Below are 17,863 nucleotides of genomic sequence, written 5' to 3'. Positions count from 1 at the left end.
CTTTTTGCCCTGATTTTCAGAAAACAGCCTTCAATCGAATCACCTTATTACTTCCAATATTAAACACCCTTCATCCACCACCACATGGCCACTTCCAAAATGACCCCGGAACAGCACGAGCAGAAAATAGAAACCTTTTTCGCCACGGTTCCGGCGTTTGCCCAACCCATCTGTGAGAAAATAAGGAACGCCATCGCCACCGCAGATTCGGGCTTGACCCCCACCTGGAAATGGAATACGCCGGTGTATGAGAAAGCCGGCCCAGGGTTGGTGTGTGCCGTGAGCGCGCATAAACAGCACGTGAATCTGTCTTTTTTCCAGGGGGCGTTGTTGCCAGATCCGCATGGGTTGTTCTCCAGCAGCGAGGATGCCAAGGCCATGCGCACCATCAGGTTCACCCAAGACGCACAGGTTAACGAAGACCAACTGGTGGAATACGTGCGGGCTGCCACCCAACTGCAGGCCGGTACCGCGGCCAAATCTACCGAGCGCAGCGTGGTTGAAATCCCCGAGGACCTGAAGCAGGCGCTAACCGGAGCGGGGCAACTTGAGAAGTTTGAAGGAATGGCCTACACGCACCGCAAGGAATATGTGCGCTGGGTGAACGAAGCCAAACGCGCCGAGACCCGTGACTCCCGCATCCAGAAAACCGTGGAGCGTATTACGGAGGGCAAGAAATTCAGCTAGTCTCCTTCTGGGCTTCCTCCATATCGCGCAGAAACTCGCGGTGGTCGCCCAGGTGGTAAATGTCCGTTTCCACCTCCTCGGTAGAGGCGTAAAGGCTGCCGCCGTACTTCATGTCCAGGTATTTGGCGGTGAGTTTAAAGGGCACCTCAAACCCATCGGGGAGCGCATCGTCGGCACCTACAGCCACCAGGAAAAGGGTCTTGCCTTTCAGTTTGCGCCCCAGAGGTTTCTGCATTGTGACCAGATCGGTGAGGCGGTCGAAGAAGGTTTTCAGCTGCGCGCTCATGGCGTACCAATACACCGGCGTGGCCAACACAATCACCTGGTGCTGCAACATCAGGTTGATGAGGGTGTTGAACTCGTCCTCCGCCGGATAGTCATGCTCATAGCGGTAGTAGCCCACGGTGTAATCTAGCAGGTCCACCAATTGGTGCGGGGTCTCCTGGAAGACCTTCTCCAGAAACAATTTCGTGTCGCTTTCCCGGCGGGCACTGGCCAGCAAAATGAGCGGAAGCTGGTTCATGTTAGTAGTACGTCAATAGCTTTACTCCTGATGAAGCCAGGCATATTTGTTCTTGTTCCAATAGATGATTCCGCCTCCGCACGCCTCCAGGAGGTGGGTGGCGATTCCTTCACCTTTCAAAGTAACCGCATGTAAAGAATCTGGCCCGATGATGTCCCCTGTTTCCTCATCTACCAGGGTTTGGGCCACGCTTTCACCTTTGGGTATTTTCTCGAAAACCTCAATCCAATCCAGATTGGTCATTCCGTCTATTTCCCGGCCCGCCCCAAAAACAAAGTACTCCTTGGTTTTTTGGTGAAGAAGGAGAATCCCTTTTTCACCGGTTCTTTTATGACTTACCAGAAAGGCGATGTCTTGCTGATTGTCTCCGTTGAAATCACCTTCCAGAAAAGAGGGCGAGGTAAAATCTGCCAATTGGTACAGGGTGTCTAACTGCAAACCCGCAAACTGCTTCGCCCAGTAGGCGGGAAAAGCCTTCTTCTTTCCGGGGGTTGCCGCCACGGAATCTGGGCTTGCAGGGGCAGCCGTACTCACCAATGCTACCGGTGGTTCCGATGTTTGTCCTTTTGGTTCCTGAGCGGCATGCCCACACCCGCTTAAAACCAGCACCAGCAGCAGCAGTCCAGATAATCGCCTCACGGTCATGCTTCCTTTTTGAGATAAGTTGTACTAAGAACCTTTAGTTACTCCACCACGTGGGCCACGAACTGGGAAAGATTGGTTATGATGCCGCGCTCACGCCGGAACCCGATGGCGCTTCCCTCTCCGGCCCAGAAGACGCCGGCCTGGTAGCGGTACCCTTGGGCATCCTGCGGCAGCTCGGCCCAGGCCTGGTAAATGTGCGGTTGGTAGCCGTAATCACCCGTGGTGGAAGAGACATCGGTGTTCTCGTGGACCTGAATGTTCTGGCCTTCGCGCCCGAAGATGGGTTTCTCCACGGCTTTGCCAGAAAATGAGGTAAACTCGGTTCTTAACAACAGCGGATGGTACGGAAACTGCTGCCAAAGCCAAGCCAACATGCCTTTGCTCTGGAAAAGGAGCGAGTACGCCGGGTTGGCAACCAGCACGCTGCGGGAATACTGCAGGTCAATGAGATCGGTGCAGAGTTCCGGCTCCAGTTCCAGGAACAGCTCCCAAGGCACCAGTTTGAACAGGAAAGGGAACTTACGCCACTGCTCGGCGCCTATCTGGGCCCAGACGCCGCGCTCGGCGCCCAGGGTAGAGACTTGCATCTCGTGGGCGGCGCAAATGTAGGTATCAAAACCGGCCTCGTGGGCGGCCTGCGCCAGCACCTCGCAGTTGGTGTAATCCTCCTTGCTATCAGGCATGTAAATAAACAGGAGGGCAGGTTCCAGCTCGGGGTTCAGGCCCTGCCAGGTGCGGAACTGCTCCACCAGCCCTTCATACAGCCCGTTGGCCTGTTGGCTTTCGTTCTTGCCAGCGGCGGCCAGGCTGGCCCATTGCACCACTGCCGTCTCGGGGATGGCCGTGGCAGTATCAGCGTTGAACTCCAGCAGCTTCACGCCCTCCGGGGTTTGCGCGAAGTCAAAACGGCCGTAGATGTGCCAGTGGCGTTCATCGTTCCAGGAGTGCCGCACCGCGCGCCACAGTTTCTCCGGAATCCCGATCTTGCGCAGGAAATCATCGGGCAGATCATCCGGCACGGCTTCCACCATCATCTGGTACACCGCCGAGGCGGCTTCTAACAGTTCATCGGCGGCCGCCTGGGTCAGCACCACAGCTTCGCCGGACAGGTAGGTCTGGCATTCTTCCTCCACTACCCACTCCCACCCCATCTGGTGGACCATTTTCGTCACGTCGCCGTGGTGCGGCATCAGTTTTACAGGAAGAGCGGATTCTGGCATAACAGGATATAGCTTGGTTAATGAATGACAAAGAAAGTTTGATGGCAAAGCGTTTCAGGGCCGTTTTGCAGAAATCAGCCCTGAAACCATAAGTCAAAAAGAGAAACAGGCACGGCCAGCAGATTAACCGCCGAAGCCAGATCTTCCGCCGAAGCCACCTGAGCTTCTGCCGAAGGTACCGGAACGGCTGCTGCTGGGACGGGTAGACCGCACGGTACCCGATGAGGTGGACGGACGGCTGTACGTGCCGGTGGTTCCCCTGAAAGCCTGGGCTCCCCTGCTTCTTTCGGCGTAGGTTTGCTGGCGCCAGGCATCGTTACGGCGCATGGTAGCCGGATTGGAATAATACGCCGGGTTGGGGTTCATCATACGGCCCGCCATATACCCAATGCTGCTCCACATCAGCACGTTCATCATGCTGAAACCAGAGCCGTTCACCGGATTGGCCTGGGTGTATTGCTGCATCTGGCGCTCCAGTTCCAGACCTTTCAAAGTATCTACCTGTCCGTTGTTATGCTTGAGGATGGCCATCACCTGGCCTGGGCCGGCGGGGCGCTCATCAGTGATGCGCCAGTTATCGGGGCTCACCTCGGTCATCTCGGTGATCACGCCCTGGCTGTATTTAGGGGCGGCCTCATCGGCGTTCCACTCCGTGGAGGCTTCATTCTGGGCCGAGCGGTTATCTGAACAGGAAGATAACCCCAGGCAGGCGGCGGCACTCACCAACAGCACGTTGCGTGAGAAATCACCAATGAGGAAATAGCGCTTTTTCATAAGTATGGATACGCAGCCGTTTAGGGCTAGTTTTTGTAAAATCGGCTTAAAACTCAAACCATAGTATTGGTCGCTGAATTAGGCTTTTTCTTACTCCCAAAGCGGATAATGCTCCAGGTGGACTTTTTGGTTAAAGAAGATTTGGGTGGATGCCTCAAAAGACACCGTGTAGTCTGAAACGTAGAAATGGGCCTCGCCGGGCAGACGGCTGGAGGCAATGCCGGTTTCTGTCAGCACTTTGCCCACGTGGCGGGCCACCAGCTCTGAGGCGTCCAGCACTTCTACCCTGCCCTGGTAAAAATCGGTGATCTGCTCTTTGATCAAGGGGTAATGCGTGCAGCCCAGAATCAAGGCCTCAATGTTGGAAAGCCCAGGTTCTGACAAATACGTCTGTATCACGCTCTCTGAGATGGTGTTGTTGAAGAAGCCTTCCTCAATCATGGGCGCCAGCAGCGGCGTGGCCACCGACTTGAGTTGCACGCCGGCGTTGAGGTCATCAATCTTCTTTTTGTAGACGTTGGAGTTCACGGTTTGTTTGGTACCAATCAAGCCCACGGTTTTCTCAGAGAATCTTTCACCCACATACTGCACCACCGGGTCTATGACATTCAAGACATGGGCCTTGCTGCCCACGTATTCACGCACCAACTCATAGGCCGCCGCTGAGGCAGAATTGCACGCAATGAGAATTATTTTACAATTTTGTTTAATCAACAGGTCGCAGATTTTGACGGAGTACGCCTGGATGGCGGCCGTGGATTTATCGCCGTACGGCAGGTGGGCGGTATCGCCAAAATAGACCAGTTGTTCTTCGGGTAAATGGGCTTTAATGGCTTTAGCAACGGTTAATCCGCCAATACCACTATCAAAAATACCAATGGGACGGGCCCAGTTCTCAGGTTTCGTCATGTGTGAAAAGTTACGCAGAATGGGGTAAATACCAGCCATCCGTAAAAACACCTATATTCATAAAATACAAATCTAAAATGCATTTTACTGCAACAACCCAAAATAAATGGGCGTAAAAGACCATACAAGTTGAAACTAAAAAAGGAGGAATAAAAATGAAAGTAATGTCAACCCGTGCCCACGGGATCATGGATTATCTGGTGGGTCTACTCTTAATTGCTGCTCCATTTATCCTTGATTTTGACCGTGGCGGAGCAGAGACTTGGGTACCTATCATTGTGGGTGCCGTGATTATTCTACAGAACCTCATGACCAACTGGGAAGTAGGCGTTTTCAGAGCCCTGTCTGCTAACATGCACTTGAACATGGACTACCTGATTGGTATTTTCTTAGCCGCCTCTCCCTGGATCTTCAATTTTGACGAGTATGTATACCTGCCGCACCTGATTGTAGGTATCATGATCTTATTGCAAGCCATGATGACGCGCGTAGTACCAGCCCACGGGGCCGTTACCAACGCTAGAATGCACCACGGACACACCCACTAAGGGTAGTGCTGAAATTGAGTTAAAAAGAAAGCAGAGAAGGCCGGGAAAACCCGGCCTTTTTTGTGCGCTCCATATTTCCCTGAACTGTCTCTGGTTTACGCTTTTCTGTTTGCGTACCTTTGCGCCATGAATTACCTTTCAGCAGACTCTATCTCTAAAAGCTACGGCGACCGCTGGCTTTTTCAGAATCTTATATTTGGCATTAACCGGGGGCAGCGCATTGCGCTAATTGGCGCCAACGGAGCCGGCAAGACCACCCTTCTCCAGATTTTAGCGGGCACCGTTCCGCCAGACAACGGCAGCGTAAGCGTACGCAAAGGCATTAGAGTGGGCTACCTCTGGCAACAACCAGAATTTCCGGCGGGCGCCACCGTGCAAGAGGCCATTTTCTCGGGCCAAACCGAGGTACTGGACGCTATCAGGGACTACGAAGCCTGTTTAGAAGACCCCAACACGTCTGACAAACGCATGCAGCAGGTAATGGAGCGCATGGAAACCCTGCACGCCTGGGAGTATGAAGTGCGCACCAAACAAATCTTGGGCAAACTGGGCATCCAGAACCTGGACGTACAAGTGGAGCACCTTTCCGGCGGACAGAAGAAACGCGTGGCCATGGCCCGGGTCTTGATTGAGGAACCAGATTTGTTGATCCTGGATGAGCCTACCAACCATTTAGACCTGGAAACCATTGAATGGTTTGAGAACCTGTTGACCACTGAGCAGACCACCTTGCTCATGGTGACCCACGACCGTTACTTCCTGGACCAGGTGGCGAACGAGATCGCGGAGCTGGACCGCGGACAGGTCTACACCTACAAAGGAAACTACAGCTATTACGTAGAGAAAAAAGCCGAGCAGGAAGAAGCCAACGCCGCCGAGATGGGTAAGGCCAAGCAACTTCTCAAGAAAGAATTGGAGTGGATGCGCAAGCAACCGCGCGCCCGGGGCACCAAGTCCAAATCACGGGTAGACGCGTTCTATGACCTCAAAGACAAGACCTCGCAGAAAGACACCCGCACTTCCCTGGAACTGTCTGTGAAGAGCACCCGCCAGGGAAACCAGATCCTGGAGATAGACCACCTAAGCAAAAGTTTCGGGGAGAAAGTCGTATTGAATGACTTCAGCTACATCTTCCGAAAAAAAGACCGCGTAGGCATTGTGGGCCCGAACGGCGCTGGCAAAACCACGTTCCTGAACATGCTCACCGGCCGATTGGCGCCGGACAGCGGCGAGATCATCGCCGGCCAAACCACCGTGTTTGGTTATTACACCCAGTCTGAGCTCACGTTCAATGAGAACCAGCGCGTGATTGACGTGGTAAAGGAAGTAGCCGAGGTAGTGGAAACCGGCAACGGCGAGGTGATTACCGCCAGCCAATTCCTGCAGCATTTCCAGTTCCCGCCGGCCCAGCAGTACACGTTTGTAAGCAAACTGAGCGGCGGTGAGAAACGGCGCCTGCAGTTGCTGCGCGTGCTCATCAAAAACCCCAACTTCCTCATCCTGGACGAGCCTACGAACGACCTAGACATTCAGACGCTGAACATCCTGGAGGATTTTCTGCTGAATTTCGGGGGCTCGCTGCTCATCGTTTCCCACGACCGTTACTTCATGGACCGGTTGGTAGAGCACTTGTTCGTGTTTGAGGAAAGCGGCCAACTCCGCGATTTCCCGGGCAACTACACCGATTACCGCGAGTGGGCCAAAGAGCGCGAGAACATGAAACTGGATGAGGTGAAACCCATCGTGAAAGAAGCCCCAGCAGCACCTGCCCCGACACCCGTAGCTGCTGCCCCTGCGGCTGATGCGGCGCCTAAACGGAAAGCCTCTTTCAAGGAAAAACAGGAATACGAGCAACTGGAGAAAGAAATAGAAAACCTGGAAGCCGAAAAGGACACCTTAGCAGAAGAAATGAATTCCGGCGCGGCCGACCACAAACGCCTGGCAGAACTGGCCCAACGCATCAAGGACATCAACACCGCCGTGGAAACAAAAACGGAGCGCTGGCTTGAACTTGCTGAGATCGTTTAATACGGTATCAAGTAGCGCGTATCAAGTTTCACGATGAAGGCCTCTGTTTCAAGGCTGGTTTTACAAAATCGGCTCTGAAACAGGATACTTAACTTAACAAGAGAAGGACATCATATTATACTGATACGAGCAAAAGCAGCTCGGCCCGGATGGTTTTTATTCCATGCGGGCCGAGTTGCTTTTTTTAGGGTTCGTCTTTCTACCTGATTCGTGCTACCTGCTACTAATACACATTGGGCTTGCGCTGGTAGCTGAAGGAGAATCCGACTTTTTGCGGGGTGCTTACCTGCTGCTCTTCAAGTTTCTGTTTTACGGTGATTTTCCTGATCTCCTCCACATCCGGGGCAATGAGGTCATTGTTCACCGAGGCTACCATAGCGCTTTCAATGAAGACCCGCAGGGTTTCCTCAGTGATCACGTTTTTGGCCATGTCGTTGTAAGTGAGGTCCAGCTGCTTCACGCCTTCCAGGTAGAAGTGGTTCTCAATGTTGATGAGCACGCGACCCAACAGGTACCCGGGATCGTTCAGGCGGTTGTATTTGATGGAGTCTGCCATGAAATTGTAGGCCATGATGTGCCCGAAGAATCGGCGCCGGAAATCCTCGTCCACGTAGCGGCTCTTCATGAGTTCATGGTCATCGGGCAGCGTGATTACGTTGGAGTGCATCACAAACATGAGCAGGTCGCCGGAGAACTTAATATGGAATTCAAAGTCATTGACGCTTCGGTATTCAATGACCACGTTGGAATCTACCTCGTTGATCCGTTTTCTAAGGTTCTCCACCAGTTCAATTGAGCAGGCTCTGAGTTGCTCAAAGATGGTGCGGGTATTTCTGAAAATAGCTTGCTTGGTGGTAGACTTCTGCCGTAACCCCTCAAAAATGGTCTCAATTCTATCTTCCATAGTACACCGTTTCGTAAGACATATTGCTGCGCCAGCCTGGGCAATGTATCTTTAATAGTACTTTCCGCAAGGCCTTTAGGTTATAAATTTCCTGATTTGACCGGGAAGATAAGGTCCTTTTGAGCTAATTCCTGCATTTCAGCTGAAGAAACACCAGTTTTTTCCTCCAACACCTGCCAGGTATGCTGCCCCAGTTCTGGTGGTTCAGAAATAGAAAAATGCCTAGAAGCTGGTCCCGAAAATGCAACCTGGCGTACTCCCTGGGGCTTTCCTTCTCCGTTTGCCAACAACTGATTTTGCACCAAGGGCTGGGCCAACGCCTCAGGCACGGAATGCACCGCCCCGGCCGGAACATGCTGCGCCACCAGAGCCTTTAACAATTCTTTCTGCGGCAGCCTAGACACTAGTTCCTGCAGCTTAGGATGGAGGGCATCCCGGTTGGAAACCCGCTGCCGGTTGGTCCGAAATCTAGCATCTTGGGCCAGTTCCGGCTCGCTCAAAATTTGGCAAAGCACCTGAAACTGCCGGTCATCTCCAATAGCCAGCACCACTTCTTTGCCGTCACTGGTGCGGTAGATGGTTCCGTAGGGTACGATGTTAGGGTGCTCAGAGCCCATTCTCTGCGGAGCCACGCCCGTTACCAGGTAATTGGTGGCCTGGTTGGCCAGTGAGGCGACCGCTGAGGCAAGGAGCGAAACCTCTATGTACTGGCCTAACCCGGTTTTTTCTCTTCGGTAAAGACCTGCCAGGAGTCCTTCTTTTAACTGGTGGGCGGCCAATAGGTCAATCAAGGCAACCGGCATTTTCACAGGCGGACCGTCTGGCTCTCCGTTGAGGAACATAAAGCCGGCCTCGGCCTGCAGTACGGCATCATACCCCGCCCTGGGCACCTCACTCCCGTACCCGGTGATGTGGCCGTACAGAAGCCTGGGGTTCAACTGTGACAACGTATCGTAATCCATTTGCAGCTTTTCGGCATCGCCGGGCTTAAAACTAACCAGCACCACATCGGCCTTAGCGATGATTTTGTACGCCAGTTGTTTCCCTTCTTCACTGGACAAGTCCAGAGCCACCGATTTCTTTCCCCAGTTAGCTGAGGCAAAATACGCCGACACGGAGGCAGACGGATTTTCTGAAGTCAGTTTCCAGCGGCGGGTCACGTCACCGTGGGTTTTGGGGCTCTCCACCTTTATCACCTCGGCGCCTAGTTCGGCAAAGAACTGCCCCACACTAGGTCCGGCCAGCACGCTTGCAAACTCCACTACCATCAAATCGTGAAAAAGGCCTTTCTCTGAATCCATCGGTTTTGTTGCTGTTTTTCCAAAAATGGGCAAAAAAGAACAAAGGAAACCAACCTGCTCTGGTAGGCCTATAAAAAAAGTAGGCAACGACCAAAGATCGCTGCCTACTTAGCATCCTATCAATCCAATTTAAATTCTTACCTGATCACAATCCGCTGGGTGGTGCTTCTACCGTTGGCGGTGATGGAGAGGGTGTAGATACCCGCTCTCAGGTTCAATCCTGTTAAGTTCAAGTTTACGTCTGAGGCCACGTTGCTCAGTTGCTGGCTGTGTAGCACCCGTCCGCTCAGATCGGCTAACCGGATGGTGGCCCTGCCATTCACTTCTTCCTGGAAGCGGATGCCTACCCTGCCGTCGGTTACCGGGTTAGGGAACACGCTCACCGCTGCCTGGCTTGCCGCTCCGGCATTGTGGCTCACCGCAATTACTTTAGAGTATTCAAAGGCGTTGTCAAAGTCCACTTGTCTCAGGCGGTAGTACACGGTTCCGGAGGCTGCGCCGCGGTCTGTGTACGCGTAGTCTACCAGCGCGGAGGAGTTGCCGTTCCCTTTTACCTCGCCTACTTTCTTGAAGTCTTTGCCGTTGGCGCTGCGCTCAATCTCAAAGCGGTCGTTGTTGATCTCAGAGGCTGTGCTCCAGGCCAGTTCTACCGCCCCGTTGCGGGAGTCGCCATCAAATCTGGTGAGCGTTACCGGCAGCGGGTTACCATTACCGCAGTCTTTCACTACGATGGACTCTTCTGCCACGCCGCTGGCGCACTCATTGGTGGCGGTTACCCTGAAGGTGTACGGTTGGCCCAACTGAGACTCTTCAAACACGGCTACCACGGTTACGTACCCAGGACCTTCATCCAGAACTATGAATCCTTCCGGCACATCAAAGGTGTAGGTTACGCCATTCTGCATCTGAGCTACACGGATGGTAGTTGGCTCATCGGCTAAGTTGCAGATAGAATCTGGGGCTACCAGGGCAACGGTTGGTTTGATACAGCCACCGTTTGTGCCGCAATCTTCTACGTTCACCGGTTTGCAAACCGCCTCAGCGCCACAGTTGTTTCCGTTCACGGCTACTACCGTCACAAAGAGGGTTGAATCTGGTTTGGCGTTGTTCACCATGATGTTCACGTAGCCATACCCCTGAGACACAATCTTGAATTCTTCTGGCAGGAAGAACTGGTATTTTACTTTACCCAGCGGATCTCTGTCTTCTACCGCAATCTTATAGATTTTCTCGCCGGAGGAGCACACGATTGATGGAGAAGTCACAGTAAGGTCAGGTTTGGCGCAGGAGCCGCAGTTTGCCTTAGGCCTAACGGCCACAGTTGCATCGCCGGCCTCACAGATGGCTTTGTTCTTTTTAGGGTTACTGGCTACAGAGACAGCAACATCGCCGGCTGCTGATCCCGCTTTCACAATAAGGGTGTTAGTATTCTGACCAGACACAATAACCCAACCAGTGGGCACAGTCCAGGAGAAATCGTATGATCTATTGTTTCCGTTGCCGTTGCCATTTCCGTTCACTTTACCGGCGGAGGCCCTGTAAACCAGCACGTCTCCGGCACAGAAATTAGCATCACCCTGGATAGACACTGCCACTGCTTTGCCTGGTTTCACAGGCAGGGTAGCCACTTTGGTGCCGCAGGCTGCATGGTTCACGGTCACTTTCATGGTACCGTTTTTCATCCCCACTTTCACCTTCACCTTGTTGGTGCCTTGGCCGCTTACTATTTCCCAACCTTTGATTGGGGTATTGTCTTGTGCTCTTGGCACATCCCAGGCGTAGGAAGTATAATTATTGGCGATGGAGTATTCAACAGTTTCACCAGGGCAAGGGCTGGTAGGGCCTTCTATCGGTCTTGGCTGGGACTCGTTGCAGTTGTTGCCGCCATTGCCACCTCCGTTACCTCCTCCATTATTGCCACCGCCGTTACCATTTCCGCCGCCGTTGTTTCCACCACCGTTTCCGTTTCCGCCATTGCCGTTTCCGCCGCCATTATTGCCGCCGTTGCCGTTATCGCCACCATTTGAGCCACCGCCAGATGTACAGCCTTTCACGTCAAAGGAAACCATCCCAACGGTAGTGGAGGCTTTTGCCTCCGCTCTCAGGGTAGACATCCGGCTGAAATCAGCAGCGGAGATGGTGTAAGAGAAATCAGCGGTTCTGCCGTTCTTATAGCCTGAGCCGGTGTTGAACTTTACAGAGTAGAAAGGATTGTTGGTTCCGTTCTCGTACCCGTTAGATGGACCATTAGCAGAGATAGCTTTAGCGCCGGCGGGTAGTTCAAAAGAGGCATGGCTGAGGTCGCGGTTGCAGTTTACTTTCAACCCGAAGGAAAGGGTAACTGTTCCATTGGCGTTTTTGGTAACACCTTTGAAATTAAAATCGAAGCATTCGTCAGATTTGGATCCGGAGCACTGAGCCTGTACCTGGGTAATTAAACCAAAAAGTAAAAACAATAAGGTACCAGCCCATGAAAGTAAAGTTCTTTTCATGATAGGAGAATAAAGGATAGTAAAAGGATGCAACTAGGACACAGGTATTCAATATCCTTGGCTAGCAAGGAGGGGAAGAGAAAAAGGGAAAGCCAGTTTTACCGTAAAGTGTCTACAGTGCTGGGCTTAATGAGAAGAAATCAGGGGGAAAGTACAGGTTTTGTCATCGCCTCAATCATTAACAGTTTGAAACTTAGTATATTTGGCTTAAATACAATCTATCCTCTTTAACGACACCCATTGATTGCGGTTGCACCTAAATTGCACTTTCAGTTAATATCACAAAACTTTTCTTGACAAAACACAATGTGCATAAATGCTTTTTGTGACTTATAGAAGATTTAAAGCAAATTTCTTTTAAATCTGCTTTCAACAATATATAACACTTCTAATGGAACACAAACCCTTTCAAAGGCAATGGTGACTCATTCTTCAAATGCTTTCAATACAATTATCATCCAGACACCTTATCAACCTGCAAATAATTAGAAAGAAGAAGTTCACAGGCACTATCCCCCCTGCTGCTACCTTATATGCAACTTCTTGGTTAACCTAGGTTGGTTCTTCTTTTAGGTATCCCATATCTTTTGCATTCGAACCGTGCCCTTTGCGCTAATGCTTGTGTAAGTCCCTAAAATTATAAAAGGAAACAGGCAGCGACTTTTGGTCGCTGCCTGCCTAACATCCTATCACTTTTTCCTTTTATCTAACCACTACACGCTGGGTAGTGTTCTGGCCGTTGGCATTTACTGAGATCAGGTAGATACCAGCTTTCAGGTTAAGGCTAGTCAGGTTAAGGGCAATCTCGCCTTCCACGCTGGCTACCTCTTGGGTGTGAAGCACTCTGCCGCTTACATCTACCAGGCGAACTGTAGCGCTGCCTTTTACTTGATCCTGGAAGCGGATGCTCACTCTGCCATCGGATACCGGGTTAGGGTACACACTTACTGCTGCGTTGTTGCTGGCGGTAGCGGCGTGGCTCACGGCAATCACTTTTGAATATTCAAAGGCGTTGTCAAAGTCAACTTGTCTCAGGCGGTAGTACACGGTGCCGGAAGCTGCGTTGCGGTCTGTGTAAGAATAGTCCACAGTGGCAGAGGAGTTTCCGTTACCTTTCACCTCGCCTACTTTCTTGAAGTCTTTGCCGTTGATGCTGCGCTCAATCTCAAAGCGGTCGTTGTTTTTCTCTGAGGCAGTGCTCCAGGCCAGTACTACGGCTCCGCTGCGGGAAGCACCTTCAAATCTGGTTAGCGTTACCGGAAGTGGGTTACCAATTCCGCAGTCTGCAACTACAATTGAAGCGTTTGCTGTCTGTGTGCCGCACTCATTGGTGGCAGTTACAGAGATGGTTTGTGCCTGACCTAACTGGGCTTCTTCAAACACTGCTACCACGGTCACGAATCCTGCACCTTCTTCCAGCACGATGAATCCTTCTGGCACGGTGAAGGTGTAGGTAACGCCTTCCTGCATTTCAGCTACTCTGATGGTCGTTGGCTCATCGGCTAAGTTACAGATGGTGTCTGGGGCAACCAGTCTCACGGTTGGTACTTGGCAAACTCCGCCGCCGCCGCAGTTCTCGTTCGTTTCTACCAGCAATTGGTCAGAGGCCGTACCGCAGTATCCGTTTTTAGAACCTCCCACTCCGTTTCCGTTGTTTCCGTTGCCGCTTGGTTTGGTTTCATCAGTTACATAAACGTTCACTTCACCGTCAGTAGCACCAGGGATCACTACAATCTTGTCAGTGCCTTGTCCGCTTTGAATGGTCCAGTCTGCCGGAACAGTCCAGGTGAATTTGAATTCGCCTTTGGCGTTGCCGTTTCCGTTGCCATTACCGTTTGTTTTCTTAACTGAGGCAGTATACGCTTGTGCTTGTTTTACACAGATTGAATCTGGTCCGGAGATAGCCACTTCAAAGTTCTTTCCTGGTTTCACAGGCAGGGTAGCCACTTTAGTACCGCAGATAGGGTCATTCACTTTCACTTTCATGGTACCGCTTTTCTGACCTACTCTTACCGTCACGCAGCTTGTACCCTGGCCAGAGATGATTTCCCAGCCTACTGGTGGCTCACCAGCGTGGGCTCTTGGCACATCCCATTCAAAGGAGGTGTAGTTACGGTCATTCTCAATGCAGTAGGTGACCACGTCGCCGGCGCATGGGTGCTGCTCACCAATGATGGGTCTTGGCTGTGAATCTTTGCAGTTGTCACCGCCATTGTTTCCGCCGCCAGTAGGGGAACAATTTTTCAGGTCAAAGGTAACCATCCCAACAGTGGTGGAGGCTTTCGCTTCTGCTCTCAGGGTAGTCATCCGGCTGAAATCAGCAGCGGAGATGGTGTAAGAGAAATCGGCGGTTCTGCCGTTCTTATAGCCTGAGCCGGTGTTGAATTTCACAGAGTAGAAAGGATTGTTGGTTCCGTTCTCGTACCCGTTGGTAGGTCCTGTGGCAGAGATGGCTTTGGCGCCGCTTGGCAACTCAAAAGAGGCATGGCTGAGGTCACGGTTGCAGTTCACTTTCACCCCGAAGGAAAGGGTAACCGTTCCATCGGTGTTTTTGGTAACGCCTTTGAAGTTGAAGTCAAAGCATTCGTCAGATTTGGTTCCGGCACACTGGGCTTGCGCCTGAGTGATTAAACCGAAAAGTATAAGCATAAGGGTGCTGGCCCATGAAAGTACAGTTCTTTTCATGATAGGAGGAATTAAGGTAAATTGGATGTAGATTAGACGTAGTTGTCCCGTGAACCTAAATTCTCATTTAGGCGGGTATTATTTTTTTTAGCTCCGTTGGCAATAATTTTATTTACTGCCTAAGCTTAATCAGATTTAAGGGGAGGGGTTAGTAAAGCTTGCTTCATAGTGTAGGTAAGGTTTGTAAACTTAGTTATCTTCAATTTCTTTCTATACACGCTTTAACGGAGGCTTACACTTGCGGTTTCACGCAATTGTATTTTAAAAAAATGTTACAAATATGTTCTTTATAATTTCATATTATTTAACCAATTTTAAGCCAAAAAACCTATATTCAACGGTTTTACGGCCCAAATACGCAGTTTTGCTTATTGTATTCTTACAACAACCTTCCTTTAAAAATCTTATCTGTAAATTCTATATAGTGCAATTTGTATACAACTAAACAGGTATATAGAAATGATTAATTACTTCTGTTTTGAAGCGCTTTGTTTAGAAACAACACCAAACCAAACGGCAGAAAAGGTTATCTTTACAGACCTTATACAATGGCCAGCCTAATTGCACCGCTGGCTTACAAGAAGATACAGAACAATGAGTGTTACATTTGATGATTTCAACCTACAGCCCGACTTACTGGAAGGTATTCGGTCCATGGGTTATAAACAGGCAACTCCCATCCAAGCCCAGGCCATTCCGCACATATTAGAATCAAAGGATCTGATTGCCTGCGCCCAGACCGGGACCGGTAAAACCGCAGCATTCCTGGTGCCTACGCTCAGCAAGATCACCGAGGCCAAGTATGATTTCACCAGCACCCTGGTGTTGGTACCTACCCGCGAGCTGGCCAAGCAGATAGATGATCAGGTAGAGGGCTTGAGCTATTTCACCGGCGCCACCTCTATTGCCATTTACGGAGGCAACAACGCCCAGAACTGGGACCAGCAGAAGAAGGCCCTCACCAGTGGCGCAGACATCATAGTGGCCACGCCAGGGCGCCTGATTGCCCACATGCAGATGGGCTACGTGAAGTTAGACCAACTGAAGTACCTTATCCTGGACGAGGCCGATAAAATGCTGGACATGGGTTTTATGGACGATCTCATGAAGATCATCTCCCAACTACCGAAAGAGCGCCAAACCCTCATGTTCTCGGCTACCATGCCGCCCAAGATCAGGAACTTCGCGAAGCAGATCCTGCAAACCCCAGAGGAAATCAGCCTTTCTATCTCCAAGCCGGCCGCTAACATTGACCAGCGCATTTACCTGGTGTATGACAACCAGAAACTGCGGGTATTGCAGCACATACTAAAGGACGAGCAGATCCAGACCATGATTCTGTTCACGTCCCGGAAGAACGCCGTGAACGACATTGTGCGCTCCCTGCAAAAAATGGGTTTTGAGGCCGAGGGCATCAGCTCTGACCGAACCCAGGACGAGCGCGAAGCTACCCTCCAGCGTTTCCGGAACAAGCAACTACAGGTATTGGTAGCCACGGATGTGATGTCCCGCGGCATTGACGTGGAAGGCATCAGCCATGTGGTGAACTTTGACGTGCCCCAGGATGCTGAGGATTACGTACACCGCATCGGCCGTACGGCCCGCGCCGAGACCTCTGGTACCGCCATCACGTTTGTGAACGAGCAAGACCAGGAGCGCCTGGTGAAGATTGAGAAACTGATTGAGCGCGAACTGCCCAAACTTACTTTGCCAGAAGGTCTGGGCGAGAGCCCGGCGTTTGACCCGGTGGGGAACAGCAAAAGAGGCGGTGGCCGTGGCAGAGGAGGCAGACCAGAAGGAAGAAGCGCCAGACCAGAAAGCGGCCGCCCCGAGGGCAGACGCCGGGAAGGCAGCGGAACCCGTGACAATACCCGAAGAAGAGACGGCAAACCGCGCGGCGAGAAACCAGCCGGCACCTCCCCTACCGAAGGCGCTACGCCCCGTCCCCCACGGACAGAAGGGCAACCGCAAGCCCCCAGAGTGGAAGGCGAGGCAATAAAGCGCAAGAAGAAGCGCCGCAAGAAACCAGCTGGCCCAAGAGCCACTGAGGGCGGCCAAACCACCCAAGCGCCACCAGCTGCAGCATCAGCAGAATAATTTATTCTAGCAGAACATTCTGGAAAGTTAAGCGCCTCTGTTTTAAGGTCGATTTTGTGAAATCGACCTTAAAACATAGGCGCTTCTTTATATTACTCAGCTAGAATTTACCTATCCAACAGCAATCCAATTCCCAAGAGTACGACAAAGCAAAGCGTGGAAAGCGCCATTTGTTTCAGGAGCGGATCAAGTTGCGCAGGGGTTTGACGACGTTTCACTTCGCGGCCGTTGAAGAGCAAAAGCGGCAGGGAACCCAAAAAGAGCCAAGGCCAGAACGTGGCGTTCACCCGCACCCAGACAAACACCACCGTGCAAAGAATACCAGCCAGCAGCAACACCCAATGGTAGCGCCGGGCCCGCAGGGCACCCAACCGCACCGGCACCGACCGCTTCCCCGCCAGTTCATCTGACTTGATGTCTCTAATGTTGTTCACGTTCAACACGGCCGCTGAAAAAAAGCCCAGACTGGAGGCAGGCAGCAGCAGTTCTGAGAAAATGCGCTCGGTCTGCAGAAAGTAAGTCCCCAACACCCCTACCCAGCCAAAGAAAAAGAAAACGGAGATATCACCCAAACCGGCGTACCCGTAAGGCTTGCCGCCGTTGGTATAGCCGATGGCCGCCCAGATAGCGCCAATCCCCAGTAAAAGGAAAAACAAGAACAGGTAAAGCCCCGAGGTCCCCAAGGCCACCCACAGCAAGCCTACACCAGAAGCCAGCGACAAAAGGCTGAATACAATGATGGCCGTTCGCATCTGGCCGGGAGAGATCTGCCCAGCCTGCACCGCCCGTTGCGGACCTTCACGGTGTTGGCTGTCGGCGCCGTGTTTGGTGTCTCCGTAATCATTGGCGAGGTTGGAGAGAATCTGCAGGAAAAGGGTGGTCAGGACGCAGAGCAAGAGCACCGGCCACCTGGAAAGATGGTCGGCGGCCGCCAGGAAACCGCCCATGCCAATACAAGACAAAGAAAGGGGCAGCGTGCGTAACCGGAAAGCCGATACCCACGTGCCCGCTGTTGGCCGTTTTGGGGCCGATATTTCTAAATCCACTTAA

Annotated in this window: 14 protein-coding genes; 4 read left to right on the top strand and 10 right to left on the bottom strand. The window is 51.9% G+C overall.

Annotated elements, in window-relative coordinates; all coding sequences use genetic code 11:
• Nucleotides 1-84 precede the first annotated feature (84 nt).
• Nucleotides 85-687, top strand: coding sequence for a DUF1801 domain-containing protein (locus tag FOA19_RS09285; protein ID WP_149090567.1), 603 nt, complete (start codon nucleotides 85-87; stop codon nucleotides 685-687).
• On the opposite strand, the gene FOA19_RS09280 is transcribed toward FOA19_RS09285, so the two are convergent.
• The 5 genes from FOA19_RS09280 to murI form a co-directional block, all read right to left on the bottom strand.
• On the bottom strand, nucleotides 680-1,210 hold the full coding sequence (locus FOA19_RS09280) for a flavodoxin family protein (protein WP_149090566.1): 531 nt from the start codon (nucleotides 1,208-1,210) through the stop codon (nucleotides 680-682). The two genes, FOA19_RS09285 and FOA19_RS09280, sit on opposite strands and share 8 nt — an antisense overlap.
• 21 nt (nucleotides 1,211-1,231) lie before the next feature.
• On the bottom strand, nucleotides 1,232-1,849 hold the full coding sequence (locus FOA19_RS09275) for a hypothetical protein (protein ID WP_149090565.1): 618 nt from the start codon (nucleotides 1,847-1,849) through the stop codon (nucleotides 1,232-1,234).
• 44 nt (nucleotides 1,850-1,893) lie between these two features.
• Nucleotides 1,894-3,075 (bottom strand): glutathionylspermidine synthase family protein, encoded by a 1,182-nt coding sequence (locus FOA19_RS09270; protein WP_149090564.1) that lies wholly within the window; start codon nucleotides 3,073-3,075, stop codon nucleotides 1,894-1,896.
• A gap of 123 nt (nucleotides 3,076-3,198) precedes the next feature.
• Entirely contained in the window at nucleotides 3,199-3,849 is a 651-nt protein-coding gene (locus FOA19_RS09265; RefSeq protein ID WP_149090563.1) for a hypothetical protein, read from the bottom strand.
• Between the two features lie 90 nt (nucleotides 3,850-3,939).
• On the bottom strand, nucleotides 3,940-4,758 hold the full coding sequence (murI, locus tag FOA19_RS09260; protein WP_149090562.1) for a glutamate racemase: 819 nt from the start codon (nucleotides 4,756-4,758) through the stop codon (nucleotides 3,940-3,942).
• Between the two features lie 155 nt (nucleotides 4,759-4,913).
• Here murI and FOA19_RS09255 point away from each other — a divergent pair, with 155 nt between their 5' ends.
• A complete protein-coding gene (locus tag FOA19_RS09255; RefSeq protein ID WP_149090561.1) occupies nucleotides 4,914-5,306 on the top strand; it encodes an SPW repeat domain-containing protein in 393 nt (130 codons plus the stop codon).
• Nucleotides 5,307-5,432: 126 nt separating this feature from the next.
• Nucleotides 5,433-7,334, top strand: coding sequence for an ABC-F family ATP-binding cassette domain-containing protein (locus tag FOA19_RS09250; protein ID WP_149090560.1), 1,902 nt, complete (start codon nucleotides 5,433-5,435; stop codon nucleotides 7,332-7,334).
• Between the two features lie 223 nt (nucleotides 7,335-7,557).
• On the opposite strand, the gene FOA19_RS09245 is transcribed toward FOA19_RS09250, so the two are convergent.
• The 4 genes from FOA19_RS09245 to FOA19_RS09225 all read right to left on the bottom strand — a co-directional run bounded on the left by FOA19_RS09245 (nucleotide 7,558) and on the right by FOA19_RS09225 (nucleotide 14,716).
• Complete coding sequence (locus FOA19_RS09245; RefSeq protein WP_149090559.1) at nucleotides 7,558-8,238, bottom strand: hypothetical protein; 681 nt, start codon at nucleotides 8,236-8,238, stop codon at nucleotides 7,558-7,560.
• An 80-nt stretch (nucleotides 8,239-8,318) separates the two neighbouring features.
• Nucleotides 8,319-9,539 carry a CaiB/BaiF CoA transferase family protein gene (locus FOA19_RS09240; protein WP_149090558.1) on the bottom strand — a complete coding sequence of 407 codons (1,221 nt, stop codon included), beginning with the start codon at nucleotides 9,537-9,539 and terminating at the stop codon, nucleotides 8,319-8,321.
• 137 nt (nucleotides 9,540-9,676) lie between these two features.
• Nucleotides 9,677-12,031 carry a T9SS type A sorting domain-containing protein gene (locus FOA19_RS09235; RefSeq protein WP_190300343.1) on the bottom strand — a complete coding sequence of 785 codons (2,355 nt, stop codon included), beginning with the start codon at nucleotides 12,029-12,031 and terminating at the stop codon, nucleotides 9,677-9,679.
• Nucleotides 12,032-12,733: 702 nt separating this feature from the next.
• A complete protein-coding gene (locus FOA19_RS09225; RefSeq protein WP_149090555.1) occupies nucleotides 12,734-14,716 on the bottom strand; it encodes a T9SS type A sorting domain-containing protein in 1,983 nt (660 codons plus the stop codon).
• A 594-nt stretch (nucleotides 14,717-15,310) separates the two neighbouring features.
• Between FOA19_RS09225 and FOA19_RS09220 the strand changes: the two genes are divergently transcribed.
• The gene (locus FOA19_RS09220; protein ID WP_223808814.1) at nucleotides 15,311-16,813 is read left to right on the top strand and encodes a DEAD/DEAH box helicase; all 1,503 of its coding nucleotides are present in this window, start codon (nucleotides 15,311-15,313) and stop codon (nucleotides 16,811-16,813) included.
• A gap of 107 nt (nucleotides 16,814-16,920) precedes the next feature.
• Here FOA19_RS09220 and FOA19_RS09215 read toward each other — a convergent pair whose 3' ends face one another.
• Nucleotides 16,921-17,859: a 1,4-dihydroxy-2-naphthoate polyprenyltransferase gene (locus FOA19_RS09215; protein ID WP_223808813.1), complete on the bottom strand. Its 939-nt coding sequence runs from the start codon at nucleotides 17,857-17,859 to the stop codon at nucleotides 16,921-16,923.
• Between the last annotated feature and the right edge of the window lie 4 nt (nucleotides 17,860-17,863).

Source organism: Rufibacter hautae (assembly GCF_008271695.1).
Taxonomy (GTDB): Bacteria; Bacteroidota; Bacteroidia; order Cytophagales; family Hymenobacteraceae; genus Nibribacter; species Nibribacter hautae.
The sequence above is the reverse complement of the archived record's forward strand: the minus strand, read 5'-3'. Positions and strand labels throughout refer to the sequence as shown.

Coding starts and splice junctions, on each gene's coding strand:
- FOA19_RS09285 (WP_149090567.1), top strand. CDS start 85: ATGGCCACTTCCAAAATGACCCCGGAACAGCACGAGCAGAAAATAGAA.
- FOA19_RS09280 (WP_149090566.1), bottom strand. CDS start 1,210: ATGAACCAGCTTCCGCTCATTTTGCTGGCCAGTGCCCGCCGGGAAAGC.
- FOA19_RS09270 (WP_149090564.1), bottom strand. CDS start 3,075: ATGCCAGAATCCGCTCTTCCTGTAAAACTGATGCCGCACCACGGCGAC.
- FOA19_RS09265 (WP_149090563.1), bottom strand. CDS start 3,849: ATGAAAAAGCGCTATTTCCTCATTGGTGATTTCTCACGCAACGTGCTG.
- murI (WP_149090562.1), bottom strand. CDS start 4,758: ATGACGAAACCTGAGAACTGGGCCCGTCCCATTGGTATTTTTGATAGT.
- FOA19_RS09255 (WP_149090561.1), top strand. CDS start 4,914: ATGAAAGTAATGTCAACCCGTGCCCACGGGATCATGGATTATCTGGTG.
- FOA19_RS09250 (WP_149090560.1), top strand. CDS start 5,433: ATGAATTACCTTTCAGCAGACTCTATCTCTAAAAGCTACGGCGACCGC.
- FOA19_RS09245 (WP_149090559.1), bottom strand. CDS start 8,238: ATGGAAGATAGAATTGAGACCATTTTTGAGGGGTTACGGCAGAAGTCT.
- FOA19_RS09240 (WP_149090558.1), bottom strand. CDS start 9,539: ATGGATTCAGAGAAAGGCCTTTTTCACGATTTGATGGTAGTGGAGTTT.
- FOA19_RS09235 (WP_190300343.1), bottom strand. CDS start 12,031: ATGAAAAGAACTTTACTTTCATGGGCTGGTACCTTATTGTTTTTACTT.
- FOA19_RS09225 (WP_149090555.1), bottom strand. CDS start 14,716: ATGAAAAGAACTGTACTTTCATGGGCCAGCACCCTTATGCTTATACTT.
- FOA19_RS09220 (WP_223808814.1), top strand. CDS start 15,311: ATGAGTGTTACATTTGATGATTTCAACCTACAGCCCGACTTACTGGAA.